The following is a 21,486-nucleotide window of genomic DNA, read 5'->3' on the forward strand; positions in this document are numbered from 1 at the left end:
GATAAATATCTGCTCAATCTGCTTAAATCTTTTTAAATCTGCGTGAAATAAAAAAATCTAGCATATCAAACTTGAAACCTGAGACTTGAAACAAACCAAACAATTTTAATTACTTTTGCAGCATGAAAAAACACCATTCTCACGATGTACTTTCGAATTTAGGAATTGAAAACCTAAACGAAATGCAGGAAACTGCAAAAGATGTCATTCTTCAAGACAACAACGTTTTACTGCTTTCTCCAACAGGATCGGGAAAAACATTAGCATTTTTGCTTCCGGTTTTAGAATTGTTGCAGCCAGAAATTTTATCGGTTCAATGTCTGATTTTGGTTCCGTCTCGTGAGTTGGGATTGCAGATTGAGCAGGTTTGGAAGAAAATGGGAACGCAATACAAAGTCAATATCTGCTATGGAGGGCATTCGATTGAAACTGAAATCAAGAATTTAAGCAATCCGCCAGCGGTTTTAATTGGTACGCCTGGAAGAATAGCCGATCATATCGACAGAGAAACCTTTAGGACAGATAAAATTCAGACTTTGATTTTAGATGAGTTTGATAAATCGCTGCAATTAGGTTTTCATGAGCAGATGTCTTTTATCATTAGTAGATTACAGAAAGTTAATAAACGTGTTTTGGTTTCGGCAACTTCAGATATTGAGATTCCGAAATATACAAAAGTTGTTAATCCGACGGTTTTAGATTTTATTCCTGAAGAGGAAGAAAAGACAAATTTGTCGATGAAGATGGTGATTTCGCCAGCTAAAGATAAATTGCAGAGTTTGTTTAATCTGATTTGTTCTTTAAAATCAGAATCAGCAATTATCTTCTGCAATCATCGTGATGCTGCGGAGAGAATCAGTGATACGTTAAACGAGAAAGGGATTTACTCGGTCTATTATCATGGCGGAATGGATCAGGACGAACGTGAACGAGCCTTAATCCAATTTAGGAACGGAAGCATCAGTTATTTGGTAACAACAGATTTGGCCGCAAGAGGTTTGGATATTCCTGAAATGAAACACGTTATTCATTACCATCTTCCGTTAAAAGAAGATGAGTTTACGCATAGAAATGGCCGTACTGCGCGTATGCAAGCATCTGGAACTGCCTATTTGATCATTCACGAAAGTGAAAAACAACTTGACTACATTGATTATGAAATGGATATTATGGATGTAGAAGGTAAAGTTTCATTACCGAAACCGCCTCAATTTCAAACCATTTACATCAGTGGCGGAAAGAAGACAAAACTGAACAAGTTTGATATAGTGGGTTTCTTTTGTCAAAAAGGAAAACTAGAAAAAGACGATTTAGGTCTCATAGAAGTTAAAGATTTTGTATCGTTTGCCGCTGTAAAATACAGTAAGGTAAAAGATTTGCTTAAATATATTAAAGACGAAAAAATGAAGGGCAAAAAGTTTAAAATTGAAGTGGCCCGTAATGTTGTAAAGAAAGTAGAAGACGAGAAAAAAGGTAAATATTAGTTCAAATAAAATGATTTTTAGTACAAAAAATGATTTTGTATTGGGAGTATTTGGTTTTTATCTTGTTGTATTTCAGTGTTTTATTTTTGTTTGACTAACTTTTACAATTTTATATTGAAAAAATAATGAATTGATAGGGGTTTTTTCAATATTTCTATGTTTTTTTGTGTTCGTAAAATTGTAAACCCCAAGTACTATTATGAAAAAGATTATTACTCTTGCCGCATTGTTTTTTAGTTTTGTTTCGTTTGCACAGGTTAAGGTTCTAGAAACAGTTCCTGTAGAGAAATTAGGAAAAGTAAATAACAACTACATTCAGAAAATTGGTGACGAATACACTGTGTATTACACTATCGTTCAAAGTGATGATGATTCGACTTTGAGAAAATTTTCATTTAAGAACATTGATAATGCTTATAACTCTTTATACAACATTATCATGGGCGGATTTACAGCTTCTCCGTTGTACGATATTAAATTAGAGTTGCCTAACAACTATATTTGGTTGCACTACACAGGTAATGTGGTTCCGGACAAAGCTACTGTTCAGTTTATGGTTTCTGGTAAAGAAAGAGATGCTGCAACAAACAACGTATCTGAGCCATTCGTAAAAGATCAAATCAACAAATTATTCCAAAAGTAATTTTTAAGGTTCAAAGTAACAAAAAGACAAAGGGGCAAAGTTTTTTAGCTTTATCTCTAAAAAATATAAAAAAAGCTGTTCTTGTTGAACGGCTTTTTTTTTGTTTCAGGTTTCAAGTTTCAGGTTCATATACTTTATGTATGGTTTTAATGCAAGTTCGCTAAGCTTTATTGAATAAAACTTAGCGAACTTTGTATTCCCGATAGCTATCGAGATTGTGTCTTTAGGTGTTAAATTAAACAGTATTCCAAGAAAACTTTGTTCCTTTGAATCTTTGTCCCTCAAAAGAGAACTATATCTTCTTAACGTACTGTGTAATAATCACAATCTGCTGTCCATCAACTTTTCCTTCAATGTATTCTGCATTTTCATGATCAAGACGAATATTTCTTACTGCGGTACCTTGTTTGGCAACCATGCTTGATCCTTTTACTTTAAGATCTTTGATTAAAACAACAGAATCTCCGTGTTGTAGTACTACGCCGTTGCTGTCGCGGTGAACCAATTTATTTTCGTCATCTTCGCCTTCTCCTGTAGCTTTTGCCCATTCTAGAACATCATCTTCTAAATACATCATGTCAAGTAATTCCTGTGGCCATCCTGCGGCGCGCAGACGGCTTAACATTCTCCACGCAACAACCTGAACCGGAATATTCTCATTCCACATGCTGTCATTCAGGCATCTCCAGTGATTCAAATCTACGTTGTCTGGATTTTCAATCTGGTCAATACAGGTATTACAGGCTAATACAGCTTCATCAATTCCACCTTTTCTCGTTGGAAGGACTTGATAAACTTTTAAATTTTCTTCAGCGCCGCAAAGCTCACATTTAGATCCGCTTCGTTTGCTTAATTCTCTTTCGATGCTCATTATTTATGGGTTTGTTTAAAAATGCGAAATTACTTATAATAGACAAGCATTGCAAATTTAAATTTCGGCGTAAAATTTAGTTTTTAAATATTATTTTAATCCGTTGGGTGTAATTAAAAAATAAAAGAATTTTACACATAGAAGCATAGTTTTTTGTGCCGAAACAAGAAAATGGAACAAACAAGTTTCCACACAATAGCTAAACTATGTGCATTTAGACTAGTGAAACGCCTTTTTTAAGTTTAGTTAAACTATGTTTTTATGTGTTGAAAATAATTTCACCCCACGAGTTATTTTATTAAGATCAATAATCGAAGTCTCATTTTGAGAACTTTCGTGATACTTTATTTTAATACGCCAAAACAGATTACAAGTACTATTAAGATTTTTCTTTTCATTCAGAAGGCTCAAAAAACAATTATTTATTTTTCACTCTAACCGCATTTGGAACCAGCATTTCATATTCTCCGCCATGACGCAATACGTCGCGAACAATACTTGAGCTGATAAATGATGTGCTTGCTGCAGTCAATAAAAATACCGTTTCTATTTTAGAAAGTTTTCTATTGGTGTGGGCGATTGCTTTTTCGAATTCAAAATCGGCTGGGTTGCGAAGACCTCTTAAGATAAAATTCGCCTTTAGTTTTTTAGCCAAATCAATTGTTAAGCCTTCATACGTAATAACCGTAACTTTTGGTTCGTCTTTGAAGGTTTCTTCGATAAAACGTTTTCTTTCTTCTAAGGAAAACATGTATTTTTTTTCGGCATTGACACCGATTGCAATGACAATTTCATCAAACAAGGGGATTCCTCTTTTAATAATGTCTTCGTGTCCTAATGTAATCGGGTCAAATGATCCTGGGAATATTGCTTTTCTCATTTTTTTAAGGTTCTAAGGTTCTGAGATACTGAGTTGCTAAGGTTTTAACTATGATTCTTAACTTGTTTTTAAGTTTGGAATTTAGAATTTTCTCTTTTTAGAATTAAATTTCTAAGAAATCCTTAATGTCTTAATAGACTCCACCCATTCATCTTTATGGCAGACTTTGCAGTTTGCGGTTCCTTTTTTGACTTCTTCAGTGTTACCGCAGAAAGAGCAGGAATAAGTGCCGTCTTGCGGAATTGTCTTGCTTTTTTCGTTAAAGAGCAGGGGCAAAATCGGAAGTCCGTAGCCGACTTCTTTGTCTTCGTAAAAAAACACACTGATTTCGCCGCTAGGCTCTATAAAAGCATGTTTTACCTGGCCGAGATGCTCAATTGATTTTACTCTCAATTCTGAGAAAAATTCATCCTGCGCCAGCGTTTCTTTTTTAAAACTGCTTACAGAGAATTTTCCGTCATTAATCAAGCATACTGTTTTTCCTTCTATAAATTCTTCAAATTTTTTGCTCTTTCCCGTAATCCAGGTTACTGTGCGGTAGAGAAGGATAATAACCATAAAAACAATTATGGCAGGAACGATTCCGACATCTTCGTAAAACATAGGATCGCCGGCTGCAGAACCAAGTGCGATAATGATTACCGTTTCAAAAATCGATAATTGTTTTACGCCTCGTTTGCCCGCCAGTTTAAGGGTCAGCAATAAAATCGTAAACATTACCGTTGAACGGAATATTACCTCTAGAACAAATATTTCAGGAAGTTCATTAAAAAGTACTCTGTTCCATTCAAAGATTTCTTTCATTTTTTTATGTTTCTAAGGTTCTAAGTTGCTGAGATTTTAAGTTTCTTTTTTACGGACTTTGGTTCTCTAACTCTGATAGCTATTAACCCGTTGAGTGAAATTATTTTTTTTCAATTCTATTAAAGCAGCTTGGATATAAATCTGTCTAAATCTGCTTTAATCTGTATAGATCTGCGTGAAAAATTTATAAGCAAAAGGATTTTTAGCAGATCAAATTAGATTTTAATTCTTGAATGAAGCTATTTTATTCTATTTCACCCAAACGGTTAGTTATTATTAAAAAAAATAAGGTCCTGAAATCTTATAAGAATCTCAGAACCTTAAGTATCTTTAAGCTAAAGCCAATTCGATAGCATTTGTAAATAAATCTTCCAAAGAAATTCCGGCTGCTTTTGCTTGTTGCGGAATTAAGCTTTCTGTGGTTAATCCCGGAATGGTGTTCATTTCCAGCATATGTGGTTCGTTGTCTACGATGATGAATTCGCTTCGTGAGAAACCTTTCATTTTTAAGACTTCGTAAGCACGTTTTGCTGTTTCTCCCACTTTTTTAGTCAATTCATCAGAAATTCTTGCTGGCGTTATTTCCTGTGATTTTCCTTCGTATTTGGCTTCGTAATCAAAGAAATCGTTGTCTGATACGATTTCGGTAATTGGCAATACAATTACTTCGCCTTTGTAATTGATTACGCCGACAGAAACTTCTGTTCCGTCAAGGAAACTTTCAATAATGATTTCGTTGTCTTCTTTGTAGGCAACTTCAATAGCAATAGGCAATTCGGCTTCGGTTTTTACTTTTGAGATTCCGAAACTAGAACCGGCTTTGTTTGGTTTTACAAAACAAGGAAGCCCCACTTTTTTAATGATTTCTTGTGTATCGATTACATCACCTTTGTTCAAGTAATAAGAAACCGCCGTTTTGATTCCGTATGGTTTTAGAACTGATAATAAATCTCTTTTATTGAACGTCAATGCCGATTGGTAATAATCGCAAGAAGATTGCGGAATTCCTAGCAATTCAAAATAAGCCTGCATTAATCCATCTTCTCCAGGAGTTCCGTGAATTGCATTAAAAACGCAGTCAAAAGTGATTTTTTCCCCGTTTACAGTAACTGAAAAATCATTTTTATCGATTGGGAATTCGGCATCGTTTTGGTCTACATAAACCCATTTTTCTTTAAAAATATGAATACGAAATCCGTTGTATTTGGTTTTGTCAAGATATTGATAAACAACGTTTCCGCTGATAAGCGAGATTTTGTATTCGCTTGAATATCCGCCCATGATGATGGCAATGTTTTTCATGTTTTTGTTTCAGGTTTTAATTTGTTTCAAGTTTCAGGTTTTACGGTAAATCGTTTAAATCTGTTTTGAAACTTTATTGAATATATGATTTTTTAATAAATAACGTTCTTATGAAATAGAGTGTCTTAGCCCTGATAGAAGCGGCATCTCCCGATTTAGAAAAACAAGGCTTTTTAGCCGTAGTTTTTGTTTATCGGGAATACAGCGGATAGCAGGAAACAGCTCCTGAAAATTGAAATCGGAAATTTTAAATTCAAATTCCAAAGTTCTTTGTTTTAAACAAAATTATCATTTTTTTTGAAACGAAATACTTTATCTTTGTCGCTAATAAAAATAAATTTATGAGTTTACGTAAGTATTTAACAAGCAGAGTTTTTTTCTTGCAATTATTAATGGCTGCTGCAATTATTGTTGTTTTAGGTTATTTATTTATGCATTGGTTGACTTTTACGACCGATCACGGACATGAAATCGAGGTTCCGAATCTGGCAAAACTGACAGAGGAGCAGGTTGAAGAAAAACTGGACGACCTTGATTTGGATTATGTGCTTTTGGATAGTGTGGATTATCGAAGCGAATTTCCGAAATACAGCGTTGTAGAACAGGATCCATTGCCGGGAACCAAAGTAAAAGTGGGCCGAAAAATTTACATTAAAATTAATGCTTCTGGATTTTCTTCTGTTAGAATTCCGGATTTAATTGAAAAAACATATCGTGAAGCAGTTCCTACCTTAAAAGCCCTCGGACTTGAAGAAGGAACGATTACTTATATTCCGAATCTTGGTAAAGATATGGTTCTAGAAATGCGTTACAAAGGCAGAAACCTAAAAGTAGGAGACCGAGTGCTGAAAGCGTCTAAAATTGATTTGGTTTTAGGTGACGGAAAAGCAAGTTATGTTGATGAAAGCCAGGCCGACAGTACAGCTACAGAGCCTGCAGAAAACCCAAGTGATGAGCAGTAATATTGATGAAAATTTAGATCTGGAAGACGAATTATTCGAACATTACAGATTTGAAGTCCCTAAAGGTCAAGCGTTTTTGCGTATTGACAAATATTTAATGTATTTGATTCCGAATGCCACACGAAACAAAATTCAGAACGCGGCAACAAACGGAAATATTTTTGTGAATGATATTCCGGTAAAATCAAACTACAAAGTAAAACCTTTTGATGTGATAACTGTAATGTTGTCACATCCTCCATACGAAAATCATATTCTTCCTGAGGATATTCCGCTTACTATTGTTTATGAAGATGATGCCCTTTTATTGATTAATAAAGAACCTGGAATGGTTGTGCATCCCGGACACGGAAATTATACCGGAACACTGGTAAATGCCTTGGCCCATCATTTTGATAATCTGCCAATGAACAGCAGCGAGCGTCCCGGTTTGGTGCATCGAATCGATAAAGATACATCTGGTCTTTTGATTATTGCGAAAACAGAAGCCGCCATGACACATCTTGCAAAGCAGTTTGAAGCGAAAACCACAGAACGCGAATATATTGCTTTGGTATGGGGAAATGTAACTGCAGACAGTGGCACTATTGAAGGAAACCTTGCCAGACATTTAAAAGACCGTATGCAGATGGCCGTTTTTGATGATCCAGAAATCGGAAAACCTGCCATTACGCATTATAAAGTTTTGGAGCGTTTTGGTTATGTGACGCTTATTTCTTGTAAACTTGAAACCGGAAGAACGCACCAGATTCGTGCGCATATGAAGCATATCGGACATCCGCTGTTTAATGACGAACGTTACGGTGGCCATTTGATTCTGAAAGGAACGACTTTTACGAAATACAAACAATTTATAGAAAATTGTTTTAAAGCTTTGCCACGTCAGGCACTGCATGCTAAAACACTTGGATTTGTACACCCAAATACAGGTGAAATGATGCGTTTTGATACAGAATTGCCGCAGGATTTTCAGGAATGTTTAGACAAGTGGAGAAATTATTCTAAGTCGCATCATATGGAGGAGGAAGAGTCTTGAATTAGATAATTTGTGAATTTGGAAATTAGATAATTTCCTGAATTATGATATAAATAAAGCTCCGCAAGGAGCTTTATTTATATCATTTCAATATTCTGTAGAGACACACTAGAGTTTTTCTAACGAGTGGTGAATTAATGAAAAAAATGTTTTCATTAATTTAATTCTGATAGATATTTAATTTTTAAATCGGTTATCTTGACTTCACCGTTGGTAATGAAGCCTAGTTTTCCTTTTTGGCTTAAATTGCTTTTTTCAAGAGAACATTCTAATGAAGTCTGACCGTCGACTAAAAAGTATAATTGGTTCTGTGTGACTTTGATTTTTACGGAGTACGTTTTGTTGTTTTCCAGTTGCATAGGTTTCTTATACAAGGTTCTGCCGCCTCTTTTACCGTATGAATCATCATTTTTGTAATAAATGCCTTCGCCAATTACGATGTTTTGGTCAATTTGATACAGATAGGTGCGGATGTATTTTTCTTTATCCAGATTAAGCATTATTTCAAATAAAGATTCCTTTGTCATATTGACTTTAAAATCTATCTCATAATTTTTGGGAAGCTCTTTTTTCGAAATCAAAACACCCCATTTTGAAGCTGAACCCGATCCTGTGATAGTATTGTTGTCTAAAAACCATTCTTGAGAATTGATTGTCCAGTCAGATTTTAATTTCGAAGAATTGGTAGTTGAATATTCTTTTTTTTCGGTTGAAATTGTGCTGGAACACGAACTTAAAACCAATAAAAAAAGAAATATGCTAATATGTTTTAGTGTCATTTTAATTTAATTCTGAATGATATTTTATTTTTCCGGTTGATCCTGTCTCTGATGGTAAAAGTTCGAAAACTGAAGTAGGAGCGAGGCCAGATTCAATACGGTGCGAAACGTAAATAATGCTTACATTGGTTTCTTGTTTGATGGTATTGATTAGCTGAATCACTAAATCTACATTTTCGTCGTCTAAACCTTCAACAGGTTCATCTAGAATTAATAGCGGTGGATGTTTTAAAACGGCGCGCACAATTAGCGCTACTCGTTGCTGTCCGATAGAAAGGTCTATAAAACGTTTTTTGCAAAGGTCTGCCATTTCAATGACTTCGAGCCATTGTGTAACTAGATTTTTTTGATGTGTGGTGGGTTCGGTATAAAGTCCGATTTGATCAAAAAATCCGGAAAGGATCATTTGTTCTAAAGTATGGCTTTTCTGAAATAAATCGGTCATAGAAGTTGCGAATATTCCGATCTGCTTTTTTATGTCCCAAACACTTTCTCCAGTTCCTTTTTTTCGTCCGAATAAATAAAGATCTTGGCCGAATCCTTTTGGGTTGTCACCTGTAATCAATGACAAAATGGTGCTTTTTCCGGAACCATTTGGACCAATCAGTTGCCAGAATTCACCTTGTTTTATGGTCCACGAAATGTTGTCGAGAATCTTTCTTTCTTCATAACTAACCGAAACGTTATCGAGCTTAATCAATACACTTTCGTGAAAAGAATGTGTTTCTGCTGCTTTTGGAATTGCAGCTGTATTTAAGGTCTTAAAATGATTTTCGGCGCTTGAAATCGGATAAAGTGTAAACGTATTATCTTTAATCAGCGCTTTGTTCGGAACAAATTCCAATACATCAACCATTCGGTTTAAAAGCTGAATTATGGCGATTTCGTTGGTCAAATCCTTTAAGGAATCAGCCAAAATTACTCTCGATGCCTGATCTAAATGATCGAACGGATTATCAAAAATGATAAAATCGGGCTTTTGATTGATACAGTATTTTAAAAACTCTTTTTTGCGTTCTCCCGATGAAAAAGTACGCAATTGCCTGTGCGTATCAGGAGAAGCCTCTACACTGTCGTACTGGAACTCTTTTTCGATGAATTTCTCAATTGCAATATCTGAAAAAAGAATTCCTTTTTGATTATTAAAAACGGCTAGATCTCCTTCTGCGTCGCCATTTAACAGGCTGTCTATAAAAGCTTTTTTGTTTACCTGGTTGGATAAAAGTATGTCCCAGTGCTGCATTTTTATTTTTAGGTATTAATTGTTTTCTTTTAGCTTCATTTCGCGATTGTTTCTCGACCATTCGCTCCACGAACCTACATAAAGTTTCGGAATCTGAATTCCTGCATAATCCATTGCGAGCAAGGTATGACAGGCAGTTACGCCAGAACCGCAATGCACGATGCTATTTTCTGTTTTTTTATTTCCGATAATAGATTGGTATTTTTCAGCCAATTGCTCAGGAGTTTTAAACAATCCATTTTCATCGAGATTTTCGGTGAGAGGCACATTTACTGCTCCCGGAATATGTCCTGCAATTAAATCTAACGGTTCTGTAAGTCCGTCAAAACGATTTTTATCCCGAACATCAATTACTATGTTGTCAGGATTGTTTCGGGCTTTTTCAACTTCTTCAATATCGGCTAAGCCTAATTTCCAACTAGAAACAGGATATTTCTCGACTTTTTTAAAATTTTCGATTTCAGTACTTAAAGGAAATCCTGCTTTTACGGCTTCTTGAAAACCTCCATTTAAAACTTGGATTTTTTCATGCCCGACAGCTTTTAGCATCCACCAAAATCTAGCGGCTGCATTGGACCCGTTTTTGTCATCGTAAACAACAATATGCGAGGAACGAGAAATTCCCAGTTTTGAAAGCACCTCAGAAAACTTATCTAAAGACGGAAGAGGATGCCTTCCTCCATTGGCAGGATTGCAGTCTGCGGTTGCCAAATCTTTGTTTAAATCGACATAACGCGCACCTTTAAGATGTTTGTTTTGATAATTTTCTTGCGCATTAAGTCCAGCACGAGCATCAACTAAAACAATTTCATCTGAATCCTGTAACCGAAGTAATTCCGATACGTTTATAATTGGTAAAAATGACATTTGGTAGTGTTGTTTTTAATGTTGTGAAGCAGGAAATTGGAATTTAGCCATTGGGAAATCCATTATTCCGGAATTTTTTCGATCAGGATTTCGTTGCCCGATTTATCAAAATAAGTGCATGTCATTTCAACAATATCGACTCTCCATTTTGCAATGCCACATTGCGCACAATGGTTGCAGAAAGTCATATAATCTGTTTCTCCATGTTGGTGTTTGACCAAAAGTTCTATGAAATATTCTTTATTTGGAAAATCTGCGACTTTAATTTCGGGATATTTTTCATCTGCCGTAACGCTATAGCCATTTACTCCATAATATTCTACATGTCCGTCATTCACGAAAGTGTCATAACCCTTTACGCCCAAAATAATTAAATCTTGGATATAATTTGGAAAATCGGCACCAGATTTTACTTTTGAGTGCGCTTCTTTTATTTGTTCTATTGTAAACATAATTATAATTTTTTTAGGTTAGGTTTCTGCAACAAATTACACTATTTGCCACAGATTAAAGGATTAAAAATGATTTAATCTGTGTTGCTCTTTTTAATGTTTGAAAAAGAAAATAGTTCAACTTCGCGTAATTAGTGGCAAACAAAAATATATTATTTCAAAAATACGATTAATGGTTTTATAAATTGATCAAAAGATTCGATATGGGGCAAATGACCTGTGTTGGCAATTTCGACTAACTTAGAATTCGGAATTGCTTTTTGTGTTTTTTTGCCCACTTCGGCATAATTTCCCATCGTTTTTTTTACTTCCTCAGAAACAAGTTGTTTTCCGATTGCGGTTTTATCTCTCGTTCCAATGATTAGCAGTGTCGGGCTTTTGACGTTCTTAAATTCATACAAAACAGGTTGTGTAAAAATCATATCGTACATCAAAGCAGAGTTCCAGGCAACTTTCTTGTAATCGGGAGCAGTTGTCCAGCCAGCGCCCAGTTCTGCCCATTTTTGGTAGTCTGCATTCCATTTTCCGTCGTAGTAGTTAGCCATTTGGTACTTTTTGATGGCTTCGTAGTTTTGTTTTAATTCCGATTCGTACCACCAGTCAACCGGTTTATACGGAACAACAAGTTTCCAGTCTTCTAATCCGATTGGATTTTCTAAAACTAATTTTTCTGTGATTTCTGGATACATAAGCGCAAAACGAGTAGCCAACATGCCGCCCATCGAATGTCCTAAAATTGCAGTTTTTTGAATGCCAAGCTGATCCAATAATTTTTTGGTGTTTTCTGCAAACTGCTGGAACGTATATTGAAAGTTTTCTGGTTTTGATGATTTTCCAAAACCAATCTGATCCGGAACAATTACGCGAAATCCTTCTTTTGTTAATGCTTTTATAGTGGTTTCCCAATAAGCTCCATTAAAGTTTTTTCCGTGAAACAAAACAATGTTTTTAGCATTGTAATTGCTTGGCTTAATATCCATATACGCCATTTTTAGACTTTGGCGTTGGTTGTTTACTTCTAAAAACTGAACCGGAAACGGATATTCATAATTGCTTAAATTTATATCTAATGGCTTGATTTTCTGTTCCTGAGAAAGGCAAAATAAAGGCATTAAGAGTATGACGAGTTTTATGATTTTCATTTTTTGTGGTATTTCAGATTACTATACCATAAATTTAAAGCTATGCATTTTTATAACAAAGCCTAAAATCTTAAAATTATCAGAAAGTATTGAGGAGAGAAACGAAAGTAAAAAATCCAAAAACATAATTTATGCTTTTGGATTTTGGTTGTTTTTTGAATGTTCCGATTGATTCGATGAGCCATTTGTTTTTTACTTTCCTCAGATTGAATTCAACTGGCATGACGATTTCATTATTGAGTGTCACGATAATTTGCGCGCTAGAATTGGTTATGCTTGCTTCGTGATAAGAAGCGTCTTTTTCTTTATTGATAAATTCCTTTTTTCTTTCGTCAGGTAAGCTTTTTTCCATTTTTTTGATGGTTTCTAATTGCATCTGATTGTTTTTATTCGGAATCAAAAGTTTTTCTGCGGCTTCAAAATCAAAGCGATTTGTGGCGGCTAAATAAGCTTCAACAGTTTCTTTGGGTGATTGGAGTTTCTCCAAAGGCTTTTTTTCTGGAGATTTGCAGCTCACAAAAAACAATAACGCTATCAAAAAAGAGAGAAGTTGTTTCATTACGCTAGTTTTTATAATCCGACGAAATCATCGCTTTTAGGGAAAATGCTTAATGCCTGAATTGCGATTTCTGGAGTAGGCGAGGCCAGTTTTCTGAGTTTTGTGTCCATCCACGCGCCGTCTACCGTAATTGTTGCACACAAAGTGTCATCTTCTCTTCTAAATTCGTGAATGATGGACCAGCGCGAAGCATCAGCTTTCATTTTTGATGTTTTGGTGTGAATGAATATTTTGTCTGAAAGTTTGAGTTCTTTTCTAAAAACACATTCTTCTCTAAATAAAACAGGCCCAAAACCTTGTGTCTGCATTACCTTTAAGGTTAGTCCTAATTCCTCAAGGATTTCAATACGATGCTGTGCACCAAAATCGTAATAAGCACTGTGACGAACGTGAAAATTAGGGTCAAGATCTGACCAGCGAAAAGATATTTCTTTTGTAAATGAAGCCATTTTGTAATTGTAATTTTAATGAGAAATCGAAATTACGAATAAATGTGTAAAAGCCATTTTGCAGAATGACCAAAATTGATTTTGAGAATAAAAAATATTACAGATTTACTGAGTAGCATAATTTGTAATTCTGGACTTTATTAATTTAGATACATTTTTTACATTTTCAATATTGTATAAAATAAGATCTTCTTCGCTAAAGTTAACTCCCATTCTATAATGAAGAAACGAGCTGGAGGAACTAAAGACAGGCTGTTTTTTGCCAATGATTAAATATCCGTTTCCGTATAAATTTTCTGAAAAATTAATTTCAGGGAAATTATCATAATAAAAGGAATGTTCAATTGTGTTTTTATGGTTAAGGACAAAAAGACGTTTATTGGTTACGATATACTTCCACTTAAAAGCAATTAATAATCTTTTGTAATAATTTTTTACTACGGAAAACAGAATAAAAGAAAATAAGGCTGAAATTAAATAAAAATATGCGACAAATCCTTTCGAGAAACCTCTTGAAAAAGTGTTATTAGCGAAGTACAATATAAAAAGAACACCTATCAACATTGGAATTCTGAGAAAGTCTTCATCTCTGAAAGGAAACGATTTTCTTTTGGATATTACAAATTCAATTTCTTCTTCTGGATTTAAATCTATTTGCATAATTCTTAATCTATTAAAATGATTAAATTGTAATTTTGTTCAATTCCACTTCCAACTTATCAAAATTCTCTTCATTTTTATCCACAACATAAGGTTTAAGTTTCTGACATTCTTCCTCTGTTTCAAAAAGCATTTTAAAAACCACTTTTGTTTCATTTTCAGAAATAGCTTCAAAGGTTGTCAGGATTTGAAAAAGTGGTTTAGAATGGCGTTTCCAAGCAATAAGATTCGGTTTTTCTATTTTGATGAATTCAACATCATTTTCATAATTTCCTTTTTCAGGGCCGTGCATAGTGAATTTCCATGTTCCGCCTTCGCGAAAGTCAAACTCATGAAAAGTATTGGTAAAGCCATTCGGTCCCCACCAATTTTTTAAATGTTCTGGATCGCTCCAAGCTTTAAAAACAAGTTCTTGCGGAAAATTTAGAATTCGTGTTGTAACAATTTCTGAATCTGGCGTTGTGGAAAGGATTTCTGAAGTCATTTTTTTATTCTTGAGGTTCTTCAAAGTTGTCGTAATAGGTAAAATCCTTGGTGATTTTTCCGTTTTCAATTGTAAAAATGGTGCAGATCGGTAATTCAAATTTGGAATTATCGGGAGCAGTTCCAGTTGAAACAAACTCTACAATAATATGTTTTTCGCCCGAAGGATAAATTTGCAGGATTTTATCATGAACATCTGGAAACATATCACTCAATTCTGTATATTTTGTGACGATTTGCTGATGTGATTGTTTTACGATTCCGTTTCCTAGAGAAGGATCTTTAAAATCGGCATTTTCAACATATATGTCGGCCATTTCTTTCCATTTGTGCTGATTAAAAAGCTCGAAATATTCTTTTACTAGTTTTTCATTTTCGGATGAAGATACTGGATTCATTTTTTCAGATTTTGCATTATTACAGGAGGAAAGGGAGATGAAAATAATAAGAACAATTAAAATGTTTTTCATATCAGTTTATTTTGGAATAATAAAAAACTAATTTAGTAATTGTTTTTCAATTGGTTGATTTTCAGTGTTGTTTTTATTCTTTTTGTTCAGTTTTAGACAATGTACGGAAGTGTAATCTACTCATTGCTTAAGAGCAGGAAAGACTGTTAACACTGACTAACTGGAAGATAATCGTAGTATGATTTACTTTACGGATTCATTTTTTACAGATTTACTTATTATAATTCCGAAAATAAAACCGCTCAGAAGTCCGCCAATATGGGCTGCGTTATCGATTCCGCCAATAAGCCCCATAATTAAATTGTAACCTACAAATATCAATGTTGTAGTTAAAAAAGCTTTGCTTAAATCTTCAGGGAATACTTTTTTCAACAATAGACCTAGAAATACTCCATAAAGCCCAAAAATTGCCCCTGAAGCTCCTATGCTTACAGTTGCCTCATACCACCAAATACTGGAACAGCTGGCTAGTATTCCTGTAATTAAATATAATAGTATGTATCTTAATCTGCCTAGCACTGGTTCTATAAATATACCAACAAACAAAAGCCCAAACATATTTGATAGCAAATGAATAAATCCACCATGAAGAAAAATATTAGTTAAAAGACGCCACCATTGGCCGTTAATTGTAGCTGGTCTAAAATTTCCGCCCCAATCTAGTAAATCATATCCCTTAAAGGATATAAAGCCTAGTCCAGCAACTACCATTATTAAATAAATTAAAATATTGCTGTACATTAAAATAGGGGTAATGTAGAAGTTTTCTCTTGGTTTTAGAAAATCTAAAAACTCTTTTAAATCCTTGTCTTCAAAGGTCCCTTTTTCGAAGCGTCTTAATTCTGTTCTATTGCACACGGGTATCAATATCATTACTAGCCAAACAATTATCCCAGATAAAAATGTTCCAATAAGCCAATACAAAGTATCTCCTCTTCTGCTTTCGAATGGTTTGTTATTTGAAATAAATATTATAGAACCTTCGGTATTAAATTTTTTAAATTTTTTTAGCGCTTCCTTATATCCATCACCAATTTCAGAATTTCCAACCTTTTCCAAATAAACAAAATCACTAAAATCAGTTCTGTCGAATTCATACTGACTCAATTTTAGAAATTCTTCATACCTATTTTGTTTTTCTCTTTCATCTAGTCTGTTGCTCATGCGCTCGTCATATTTTATGCCTAACCAATATTTGCAACTTGAAATAGTAGCCGTATCACTTTTTTTGTCAAGAATAGGAACAACTATAAATAAATTTATACTAAAATTTTCATTGTATTTTCCGCCAACTTCAAATGATGTATTAACTCCGACTTTTGATTTGTCTAAATAGAAACGTTTAACCTTATAATACTTTGATGGTTCTTGTTTTGAAATCTGACTGATGTAGTCTACTTTACTCAATTTTCCTGTTGAGTTTTTTAAATAGTTTTGTGCAATTATAGTCGGAACTGCGATTGCAAGCCAAAGAATAATTATGAAAAGATCGCTGTAACTTTTTCCATTGGATTTTTTTAAGTTCAAAATTTTTAATCTTGGTCGAAAAAAAAATACTATTGGAATTACAGGGAGGAAAGCTGGAAGTCCAAATTCTATTACAAATTCTTTTATTGAAAATAGTTGTAGCTTAATAAGTAAAATCCAGTTTAGAAAAGTATATATAGCGCAAAAGCCAATTGATGTAATTAAAAATGGGATGAAAAGGATATTGATTTTTTGGTGTATAGTTTTATTCATGATATTTATTAGATAGCACAAATATAATTTTTTTCTTACATTGTTAAAATATTGTTTTTTTTATTAAGAACTAGAAAGGTTTTTTTAATAAAAGATTATTCTTCATTAAAAAACTCTGTAACAGAAGTCTCTTCAAAGAAATGAGGCTTCTTTTTTATTTTTATGGTTTCAGATGTTGTGGGTTCATCTTCTTTCATTGTGTTGGTTTCGGTTTGGGTTATTTCTCCTTTTTCAAAATCATAAACAAGTCCAGAACGACCCCCAGCACCACTAAAGTTTGCTTCCATATAATTTAAAACAAGATCTTTACCCATATATTTAAATGTGCAGAAAAAAGTGCCACTTGGTCCCATGCCGTAAAGATTTACAAGCAGTTTACCTTTTTCAATGCTAATATCTTCTGTATCGTAAAGTTTAAAATCGAATTCATTGTATTCTGCCGGCATGGCAACATCCGAAACTTTATCTAAACGATATGATTTATCTGCATTCTGCAAAAGAATCAGCATTGGTCTTTTGGAAGTTTTGACATCTTTATGTTTCAAAACGACCGCTATATCTTTTAAACCGTCATTATTCAGATCACCTTCGGCATTGTATTGAATTTCATAAATACCAAGTTTTGGAAGGAAATCGGATGCCTTTTTTCCGGTTTCAGGATAGGTAATATCTGCTTCTTCAGGATTGTTTTCTTCATATTCTTCGCCATTTTCTTCAAATTCTTTATTTGTTGGTAGACTGTCAGTAACAGTAACATTGTTTGAAGTGGTTTGGGTGTCTTTTTTACAAGATTGTATGGTGAAAACAAGCAAAAGAGACAGTATGTATACGATTGAGTTTTTCATTGATTGAGGTTTTAGTATATTCTTCAAGTATAAATATTTATGTAAGATTTTTAAAACAAAGACTTATTAGTTTTTATTCAACTGTTTTTCTAAATTTTGAATATCAGAACCGCCGCTAAGTTTTTTATTTAAAACAGTTCCGTTTTCATCTACAAGAAAATGCCACGGAATTGCAAGAGATTCACTGCCATATATATTTCGTAAATCGTCGTCTAATTTTTTATTGGCTCTTACATGATATCCTTCTAAGTTGTAAAAATGTGCCATATCACGCCATTGTTTATCCTTGCTTTCTTTGTCTATCGAAATGTAAACCATCGTAATATTTTTAGATTGCAGCAATTCATATAACTTTGGGTTGTCTTTAAATTCTTCTTTACAGGGTCCGCACCAAGTTGCCCAAACGTCAATGTAAAATGGTTTTCCGTTTAGATTCTTTACTAAATCTTTTACGGAGGTAATTTCGGCGGTATTTTCTACAAATTTTACCTTCTCATTTAGCGGTTCCTCTTTTTTCTTGTGGAAAGATATAATAGGAATAATTACCGGCTCTAGGAAATGAGTGTAAGAACTGGAAGGATATGCTTTTTTAAATTCTTCAAAAAGTTTTATTAGTTCCTGCTCGTAGTTATTATTGATCGCTTCGTAATAAATATAAGCAGCAAAATAATATTCTAATTGTGGGCCAGATAGATATTTTTTTGCATTATCAATATTATGGGTATGAATAAGTCCTTGTTTATGAAATTCAGTAAGGATTGCAGTATCTATGTTCTCTAGAATCAATTCATTGTAACGTAAATAGTTTTCTGCATAAAAATAAAACCACGGAGATTTTAAAAGTTCAGGATTAGTTAGCGGGTTAGATTTGAAAATTGCTGACCAGAGTTCTGTATATTGATTTTTACTGAGTGTGTTTTGCTTTCTAACTTCATTCAAATAATTGATAAAAGCGAAACTTCCTTGCGCTCCTTTATAGAAATAATCTCTGTCTGTTTCAACGAGATGATAGAAATCTTTAGAAATAATATTCTCTTTCAAAAGATCTTTAAAGCCTTGTAATTCATTTATGCTGCTTTCTTCCAGTTTTTGTTTGATTACAGCTGGCACACTGTCTTTGCTGTATTTTCTGGATTCGAGTTCAAAATGCCCTCCAGCTATCATGCTTCTGTTTGTAATCTGATTGTATAATAGTTGCCCTTTTGCATTTTTAGATTCGACAGAAAATGGATTTTTAGAATCTTCAGTATTGATTTGAACTTTATAAGTCATTCCAGGTTCAACAATTAAAGTTCCGTACGATTTGTATTTGTAAGATAAATCAATAAAGCTGGTTTGATTCAATTTAAGATTGATTTGAAAATTGCCTGAAGAATCCGGCTGAACGGAATCTGTAAAACCGAAATAATCAATTCCATTAATCGGTAAGGTATATTCTATTATTTCAGGAATTTTTCCGTTGATACTTCCTAAGATTTGAATACTGTTTTTGGTTTGGCCTATAACCAATCCTGGAAACAGAACGAATAAAACTAGAGAGAACCATTTCATCTTTTCAATTTTAAGGATTTTAAAGTATCTCAAATATAATTTTTTTTGAGACAAATTAAGAAGTATAATTGGGTTAATTTGTAAATAATGACATGTGATACAGCGATATGCCAAAGCTGTCAGGTTCTAAAAATGTCATGTTGTCAGATGAATTTTAGGCCTAGACCGTAAAACTGACAAATTACTTTAGATTTTTATATTGGCACAAAGATTGACTTATGCCACATGAGTTTGAAAAATAAATCAAAAATTAAATATATAAAAAATGGGTAAAATAATCGGAATTGACTTAGGTACGACGAACTCTTGTGTTTCTGTAATGGAAGGTAACGAAGCAGTTGTTATCCCTAACGCAGAAGGAAAAAGAACTACACCATCTATCATCGCTTTTGTTGAAGGTGGAGAGATTAAAGTAGGTGATCCTGCAAAAAGACAAGCAGTAACGAATCCTACAAAAACGATTGCTTCTATTAAACGTTTTATGGGACACACTTTTGCTGAGACTGAAGGTGAAGCAAAAAGAGTTCCTTACAAAGTAGTAAAAGGCGACAACAATACGCCACGTGTGGATATTGACGGTCGTTTATATACTGCTCAAGAATTGTCTGCAATGACACTTCAAAAAATGAAAAAAACTGCTGAAGACTATTTAGGACAAACAGTTTCTGAGGCAGTTATTACAGTTCCTGCATACTTTAACGATGCGCAGCGTCAAGCTACAAAAGAAGCTGGAGAAATCGCTGGTCTTAAAGTTATGCGTATCATCAATGAGCCAACTGCTGCTGCACTTGCTTACGGATTAGATAAAAAAGGAAATGATCAAAAAATTGCTGTTTACGATTTAGGTGGAGGTACTTTTGATATCTCTGTTCTTGAATTAGGAGACGGTGTATTTGAAGTATTGTCTACAAATGGTGATACTCACTTAGGTGGTGATGATTTTGACCAAGTTATTATTGACTGGTTAGCTGACGAATTCAAATCTGAAGAAGGAATTGATTTACGTTTAGATCCAATGTCATTACAGCGTTTGAAAGAAGCTGCTGAGAAAGCTAAGATTGAATTATCATCTTCTGCTGAAACAGAAATCAACTTGCCATACGTAACGGCTACTGCTTCTGGACCAAAACACTTAGTGAAAAAATTATCTAGAGCTAAATTTGAGCAATTATCTGATGCATTAGTAAAACGTTCTATGGAGCCAGTTGCTAAAGCATTAAAAGATGCAGGTTTATCTACATCTGATATCGACGAAGTAATCCTTGTAGGAGGTTCTACTCGTATGCCAAGAATCGCTGACGAAGTGGAGAAATTCTTCGGTAAAAAAGCTTCTAAAGGTGTTAACCCTGATGAGGTTGTAGCTATCGGAGCTGCTATTCAAGGTGGAGTTTTATCTGGAGATGTAAAAGATGTATTGTTACTTGACGTAACACCTCTTTCTTTAGGTATCGAAACTATGGGTGGTGTATTGACTAAATTAATCGAGTCTAACACAACTATCCCAACTAAAAAATCTCAAGTATTCTCTACTGCTGCTGATTCTCAACCATCTGTTGAAATCCACGTATTACAAGGAGAAAGAGCAATGGCTGCTGATAACAAAACTATCGGTCGTTTCCACTTAGACGGTATTCCACCAGCACCAAGAGGAGTTCCTCAAATCGAAGTAACTTTCGATATCGATGCTAATGGTATTATCAAAGTTTCTGCAACTGATAAAGGAACAGGAAAATCTCACGATATCCGTATCGAAGCTTCTTCTGGATTAACAGCTGAAGAAATCGAAAGAATGAAAAAAGATGCTGAAGCTAATGCTGATGCTGACAGAATTGCAAAAGAAAGAGCTGAGAAATTGAACGAAGCTGACAGTACTATCTTCCAAACTGAATCTCAATTGAAAGAGTTAGGAGATAAATTGACAGACGATCAAAAAACAGCTATCGAATACGCTTTAACTGAATTGAGAATGGCTCACCAATCTCAAGATCTTGACGCAATCCAAAAAGGATTAGACAATGTAAATGCAGCTTGGAAAACAGCTACAGAAGCAATGTACGCTCAAGGAGGTGAAGGACAACAAGCTGCTCCACAACAAGAGCAGTCTTCTGGAGATAACGTTGAAGACGTTGAATTCGAAGAGGTGAAATAAGTACTGATTAATATCAGTTAATAATAAATGCTAAACCGCTGTAAATGTAATGTTTACAGCGGTTTTTGTTTTTTTATTACTTTTTGTGTCTGATACTCTTGATTTATTTTCCCGA

At 34.1% G+C, this 21,486-nt stretch carries 22 protein-coding genes; 5 read left to right on the forward strand and 17 right to left on the reverse strand.

All coding sequences use genetic code 11. The annotated features are described in order from the left end of the window. The first annotated feature begins 122 nt into the window (after positions 1-122). Together E0W73_RS01405 and E0W73_RS01410 are read left to right on the forward strand one after the other, a co-directional pair. On the forward strand, positions 123-1,484 hold the full coding sequence (locus E0W73_RS01405) for a DEAD/DEAH box helicase (RefSeq protein WP_135220297.1): 1,362 nt from the start codon (positions 123-125) through the stop codon (positions 1,482-1,484). 199 nt (positions 1,485-1,683) lie between these two features. Continuing rightward, positions 1,684-2,127 carry a hypothetical protein gene (locus E0W73_RS01410; protein WP_135220298.1) on the forward strand — a complete coding sequence of 148 codons (444 nt, stop codon included), beginning with the start codon at positions 1,684-1,686 and terminating at the stop codon, positions 2,125-2,127. Between the two features lie 292 nt (positions 2,128-2,419). Here the strand turns inward: E0W73_RS01410 and E0W73_RS01415 are convergent, their stop codons facing one another. The 4 genes from E0W73_RS01415 to E0W73_RS01430 all read right to left on the reverse strand — a co-directional run bounded on the left by E0W73_RS01415 (position 2,420) and on the right by E0W73_RS01430 (position 5,984). Then, on the reverse strand, positions 2,420-2,998 hold the full coding sequence (locus E0W73_RS01415; RefSeq protein ID WP_135220299.1) for a PhnA domain-containing protein: 579 nt from the start codon (positions 2,996-2,998) through the stop codon (positions 2,420-2,422). Between the two features lie 418 nt (positions 2,999-3,416). Next, positions 3,417-3,878 (reverse strand): pantetheine-phosphate adenylyltransferase, encoded by a 462-nt coding sequence (gene coaD / locus E0W73_RS01420; protein ID WP_135220300.1) that lies wholly within the window; start codon positions 3,876-3,878, stop codon positions 3,417-3,419. A 111-nt stretch (positions 3,879-3,989) separates the two neighbouring features. Next, entirely contained in the window at positions 3,990-4,682 is a 693-nt protein-coding gene (locus E0W73_RS01425; protein ID WP_135220301.1) for a DUF421 domain-containing protein, read from the reverse strand. 330 nt (positions 4,683-5,012) lie between these two features. Beyond that, positions 5,013-5,984, reverse strand: coding sequence for a D-alanine--D-alanine ligase (locus E0W73_RS01430; RefSeq protein ID WP_135220302.1), 972 nt, complete (start codon positions 5,982-5,984; stop codon positions 5,013-5,015). A gap of 341 nt (positions 5,985-6,325) precedes the next feature. Between E0W73_RS01430 and E0W73_RS01435 the strand changes: the two genes are divergently transcribed. Beyond that, entirely contained in the window at positions 6,326-6,946 is a 621-nt protein-coding gene (locus E0W73_RS01435; RefSeq protein ID WP_135220303.1) for a PASTA domain-containing protein, read from the forward strand. Further along, positions 6,936-7,982: an RluA family pseudouridine synthase gene (locus E0W73_RS01440; protein ID WP_135220304.1), complete on the forward strand. Its 1,047-nt coding sequence runs from the start codon at positions 6,936-6,938 to the stop codon at positions 7,980-7,982. The genes E0W73_RS01435 and E0W73_RS01440 overlap by 11 nt, the downstream gene beginning before the upstream one ends. A 155-nt stretch (positions 7,983-8,137) precedes the next feature. Here E0W73_RS01440 and E0W73_RS01445 read toward each other — a convergent pair whose 3' ends face one another. The 13 genes from E0W73_RS01445 to E0W73_RS01505 form a co-directional block, all read right to left on the reverse strand. Further along, a complete protein-coding gene (locus E0W73_RS01445) occupies positions 8,138-8,761 on the reverse strand; it encodes a family 16 glycoside hydrolase (RefSeq protein WP_135220305.1) in 624 nt (207 codons plus the stop codon). A gap of 1 nt (position 8,762) precedes the next feature. Next, positions 8,763-10,004: an ATP-binding cassette domain-containing protein gene (locus tag E0W73_RS01450; protein WP_135220306.1), complete on the reverse strand. Its 1,242-nt coding sequence runs from the start codon at positions 10,002-10,004 to the stop codon at positions 8,763-8,765. A gap of 15 nt (positions 10,005-10,019) precedes the next feature. Continuing rightward, complete coding sequence (locus E0W73_RS01455) at positions 10,020-10,871, reverse strand: sulfurtransferase (RefSeq protein WP_135220307.1); 852 nt, start codon at positions 10,869-10,871, stop codon at positions 10,020-10,022. A 62-nt stretch (positions 10,872-10,933) separates the two neighbouring features. Next, positions 10,934-11,323: a DUF1398 domain-containing protein gene (locus E0W73_RS01460; RefSeq protein WP_135220308.1), complete on the reverse strand. Its 390-nt coding sequence runs from the start codon at positions 11,321-11,323 to the stop codon at positions 10,934-10,936. Between the two features lie 152 nt (positions 11,324-11,475). Then, positions 11,476-12,465, reverse strand: a complete 990-nt coding sequence (locus tag E0W73_RS01465; RefSeq protein ID WP_135220309.1) for an alpha/beta fold hydrolase — start codon at positions 12,463-12,465, stop codon at positions 11,476-11,478. A 79-nt stretch (positions 12,466-12,544) separates the two neighbouring features. Next, entirely contained in the window at positions 12,545-13,024 is a 480-nt protein-coding gene (locus tag E0W73_RS01470; RefSeq protein ID WP_135220310.1) for a hypothetical protein, read from the reverse strand. 11 nt (positions 13,025-13,035) lie between these two features. Further along, positions 13,036-13,473: an acyl-CoA thioesterase gene (locus E0W73_RS01475; protein ID WP_057122622.1), complete on the reverse strand. Its 438-nt coding sequence runs from the start codon at positions 13,471-13,473 to the stop codon at positions 13,036-13,038. 105 nt (positions 13,474-13,578) lie between these two features. Then, positions 13,579-14,133, reverse strand: a complete 555-nt coding sequence (locus E0W73_RS01480; RefSeq protein WP_135220311.1) for a hypothetical protein — start codon at positions 14,131-14,133, stop codon at positions 13,579-13,581. 22 nt (positions 14,134-14,155) lie between these two features. Further along, positions 14,156-14,617, reverse strand: a complete 462-nt coding sequence (locus E0W73_RS01485; RefSeq protein WP_135220312.1) for an SRPBCC family protein — start codon at positions 14,615-14,617, stop codon at positions 14,156-14,158. Between the two features lie 4 nt (positions 14,618-14,621). Continuing rightward, a complete protein-coding gene (locus tag E0W73_RS01490; protein ID WP_135220313.1) occupies positions 14,622-15,086 on the reverse strand; it encodes a nuclear transport factor 2 family protein in 465 nt (154 codons plus the stop codon). Positions 15,087-15,269: 183 nt separating this feature from the next. Next, a complete protein-coding gene (locus tag E0W73_RS01495; protein ID WP_135220314.1) occupies positions 15,270-16,826 on the reverse strand; it encodes a rhomboid family intramembrane serine protease in 1,557 nt (518 codons plus the stop codon). 95 nt (positions 16,827-16,921) lie between these two features. Beyond that, positions 16,922-17,671, reverse strand: coding sequence for a hypothetical protein (locus E0W73_RS01500; RefSeq protein ID WP_135220315.1), 750 nt, complete (start codon positions 17,669-17,671; stop codon positions 16,922-16,924). A gap of 66 nt (positions 17,672-17,737) precedes the next feature. Continuing rightward, complete coding sequence (locus E0W73_RS01505) at positions 17,738-19,222, reverse strand: TlpA family protein disulfide reductase (protein ID WP_135220316.1); 1,485 nt, start codon at positions 19,220-19,222, stop codon at positions 17,738-17,740. Positions 19,223-19,487: 265 nt separating this feature from the next. Between E0W73_RS01505 and dnaK the strand changes: the two genes are divergently transcribed. After that, positions 19,488-21,371: a molecular chaperone DnaK gene (gene dnaK / locus E0W73_RS01510; protein WP_135220317.1), complete on the forward strand. Its 1,884-nt coding sequence runs from the start codon at positions 19,488-19,490 to the stop codon at positions 21,369-21,371. Positions 21,372-21,486 lie beyond the last annotated feature (115 nt).

Origin of the sequence: Flavobacterium foetidum, from assembly GCF_004634245.1 — a bacterium.
GTDB lineage: Bacteria > Bacteroidota > Bacteroidia > Flavobacteriales > Flavobacteriaceae > Flavobacterium > Flavobacterium foetidum.

What these genes read in the sequence shown, in the direction of transcription:
- coaD (WP_135220300.1), bottom strand. Translation starts at nt 3,878, where the DNA reads ATGAGAAAAGCAATATTCCCAGGATCATTTGACCCGATTACATTAGGA.
- E0W73_RS01445 (WP_135220305.1), bottom strand. Translation starts at nt 8,761, where the DNA reads ATGACACTAAAACATATTAGCATATTTCTTTTTTTATTGGTTTTAAGT.
- E0W73_RS01465 (WP_135220309.1), bottom strand. Translation starts at nt 12,465, where the DNA reads ATGAAAATCATAAAACTCGTCATACTCTTAATGCCTTTATTTTGCCTT.
- E0W73_RS01505 (WP_135220316.1), bottom strand. Translation starts at nt 19,222, where the DNA reads ATGAAATGGTTCTCTCTAGTTTTATTCGTTCTGTTTCCAGGATTGGTT.
- E0W73_RS01425 (WP_135220301.1), bottom strand. Translation starts at nt 4,682, where the DNA reads ATGAAAGAAATCTTTGAATGGAACAGAGTACTTTTTAATGAACTTCCT.
- E0W73_RS01435 (WP_135220303.1), top strand. Translation starts at nt 6,326, where the DNA reads ATGAGTTTACGTAAGTATTTAACAAGCAGAGTTTTTTTCTTGCAATTA.
- E0W73_RS01405 (WP_135220297.1), top strand. Translation starts at nt 123, where the DNA reads ATGAAAAAACACCATTCTCACGATGTACTTTCGAATTTAGGAATTGAA.
- E0W73_RS01430 (WP_135220302.1), bottom strand. Translation starts at nt 5,984, where the DNA reads ATGAAAAACATTGCCATCATCATGGGCGGATATTCAAGCGAATACAAA.
- E0W73_RS01450 (WP_135220306.1), bottom strand. Translation starts at nt 10,004, where the DNA reads ATGCAGCACTGGGACATACTTTTATCCAACCAGGTAAACAAAAAAGCT.
- E0W73_RS01485 (WP_135220312.1), bottom strand. Translation starts at nt 14,617, where the DNA reads ATGACTTCAGAAATCCTTTCCACAACGCCAGATTCAGAAATTGTTACA.
- E0W73_RS01500 (WP_135220315.1), bottom strand. Translation starts at nt 17,671, where the DNA reads ATGAAAAACTCAATCGTATACATACTGTCTCTTTTGCTTGTTTTCACC.
- E0W73_RS01480 (WP_135220311.1), bottom strand. Translation starts at nt 14,133, where the DNA reads ATGCAAATAGATTTAAATCCAGAAGAAGAAATTGAATTTGTAATATCC.
- E0W73_RS01455 (WP_135220307.1), bottom strand. Translation starts at nt 10,871, where the DNA reads ATGTCATTTTTACCAATTATAAACGTATCGGAATTACTTCGGTTACAG.
- E0W73_RS01460 (WP_135220308.1), bottom strand. Translation starts at nt 11,323, where the DNA reads ATGTTTACAATAGAACAAATAAAAGAAGCGCACTCAAAAGTAAAATCT.
- E0W73_RS01415 (WP_135220299.1), bottom strand. Translation starts at nt 2,998, where the DNA reads ATGAGCATCGAAAGAGAATTAAGCAAACGAAGCGGATCTAAATGTGAG.
- dnaK (WP_135220317.1), top strand. Translation starts at nt 19,488, where the DNA reads ATGGGTAAAATAATCGGAATTGACTTAGGTACGACGAACTCTTGTGTT.
- E0W73_RS01440 (WP_135220304.1), top strand. Translation starts at nt 6,936, where the DNA reads ATGAGCAGTAATATTGATGAAAATTTAGATCTGGAAGACGAATTATTC.
- E0W73_RS01495 (WP_135220314.1), bottom strand. Translation starts at nt 16,826, where the DNA reads ATGAATAAAACTATACACCAAAAAATCAATATCCTTTTCATCCCATTT.
- E0W73_RS01470 (WP_135220310.1), bottom strand. Translation starts at nt 13,024, where the DNA reads ATGAAACAACTTCTCTCTTTTTTGATAGCGTTATTGTTTTTTGTGAGC.
- E0W73_RS01490 (WP_135220313.1), bottom strand. Translation starts at nt 15,086, where the DNA reads ATGAAAAACATTTTAATTGTTCTTATTATTTTCATCTCCCTTTCCTCC.
- E0W73_RS01410 (WP_135220298.1), top strand. Translation starts at nt 1,684, where the DNA reads ATGAAAAAGATTATTACTCTTGCCGCATTGTTTTTTAGTTTTGTTTCG.
- E0W73_RS01475 (WP_057122622.1), bottom strand. Translation starts at nt 13,473, where the DNA reads ATGGCTTCATTTACAAAAGAAATATCTTTTCGCTGGTCAGATCTTGAC.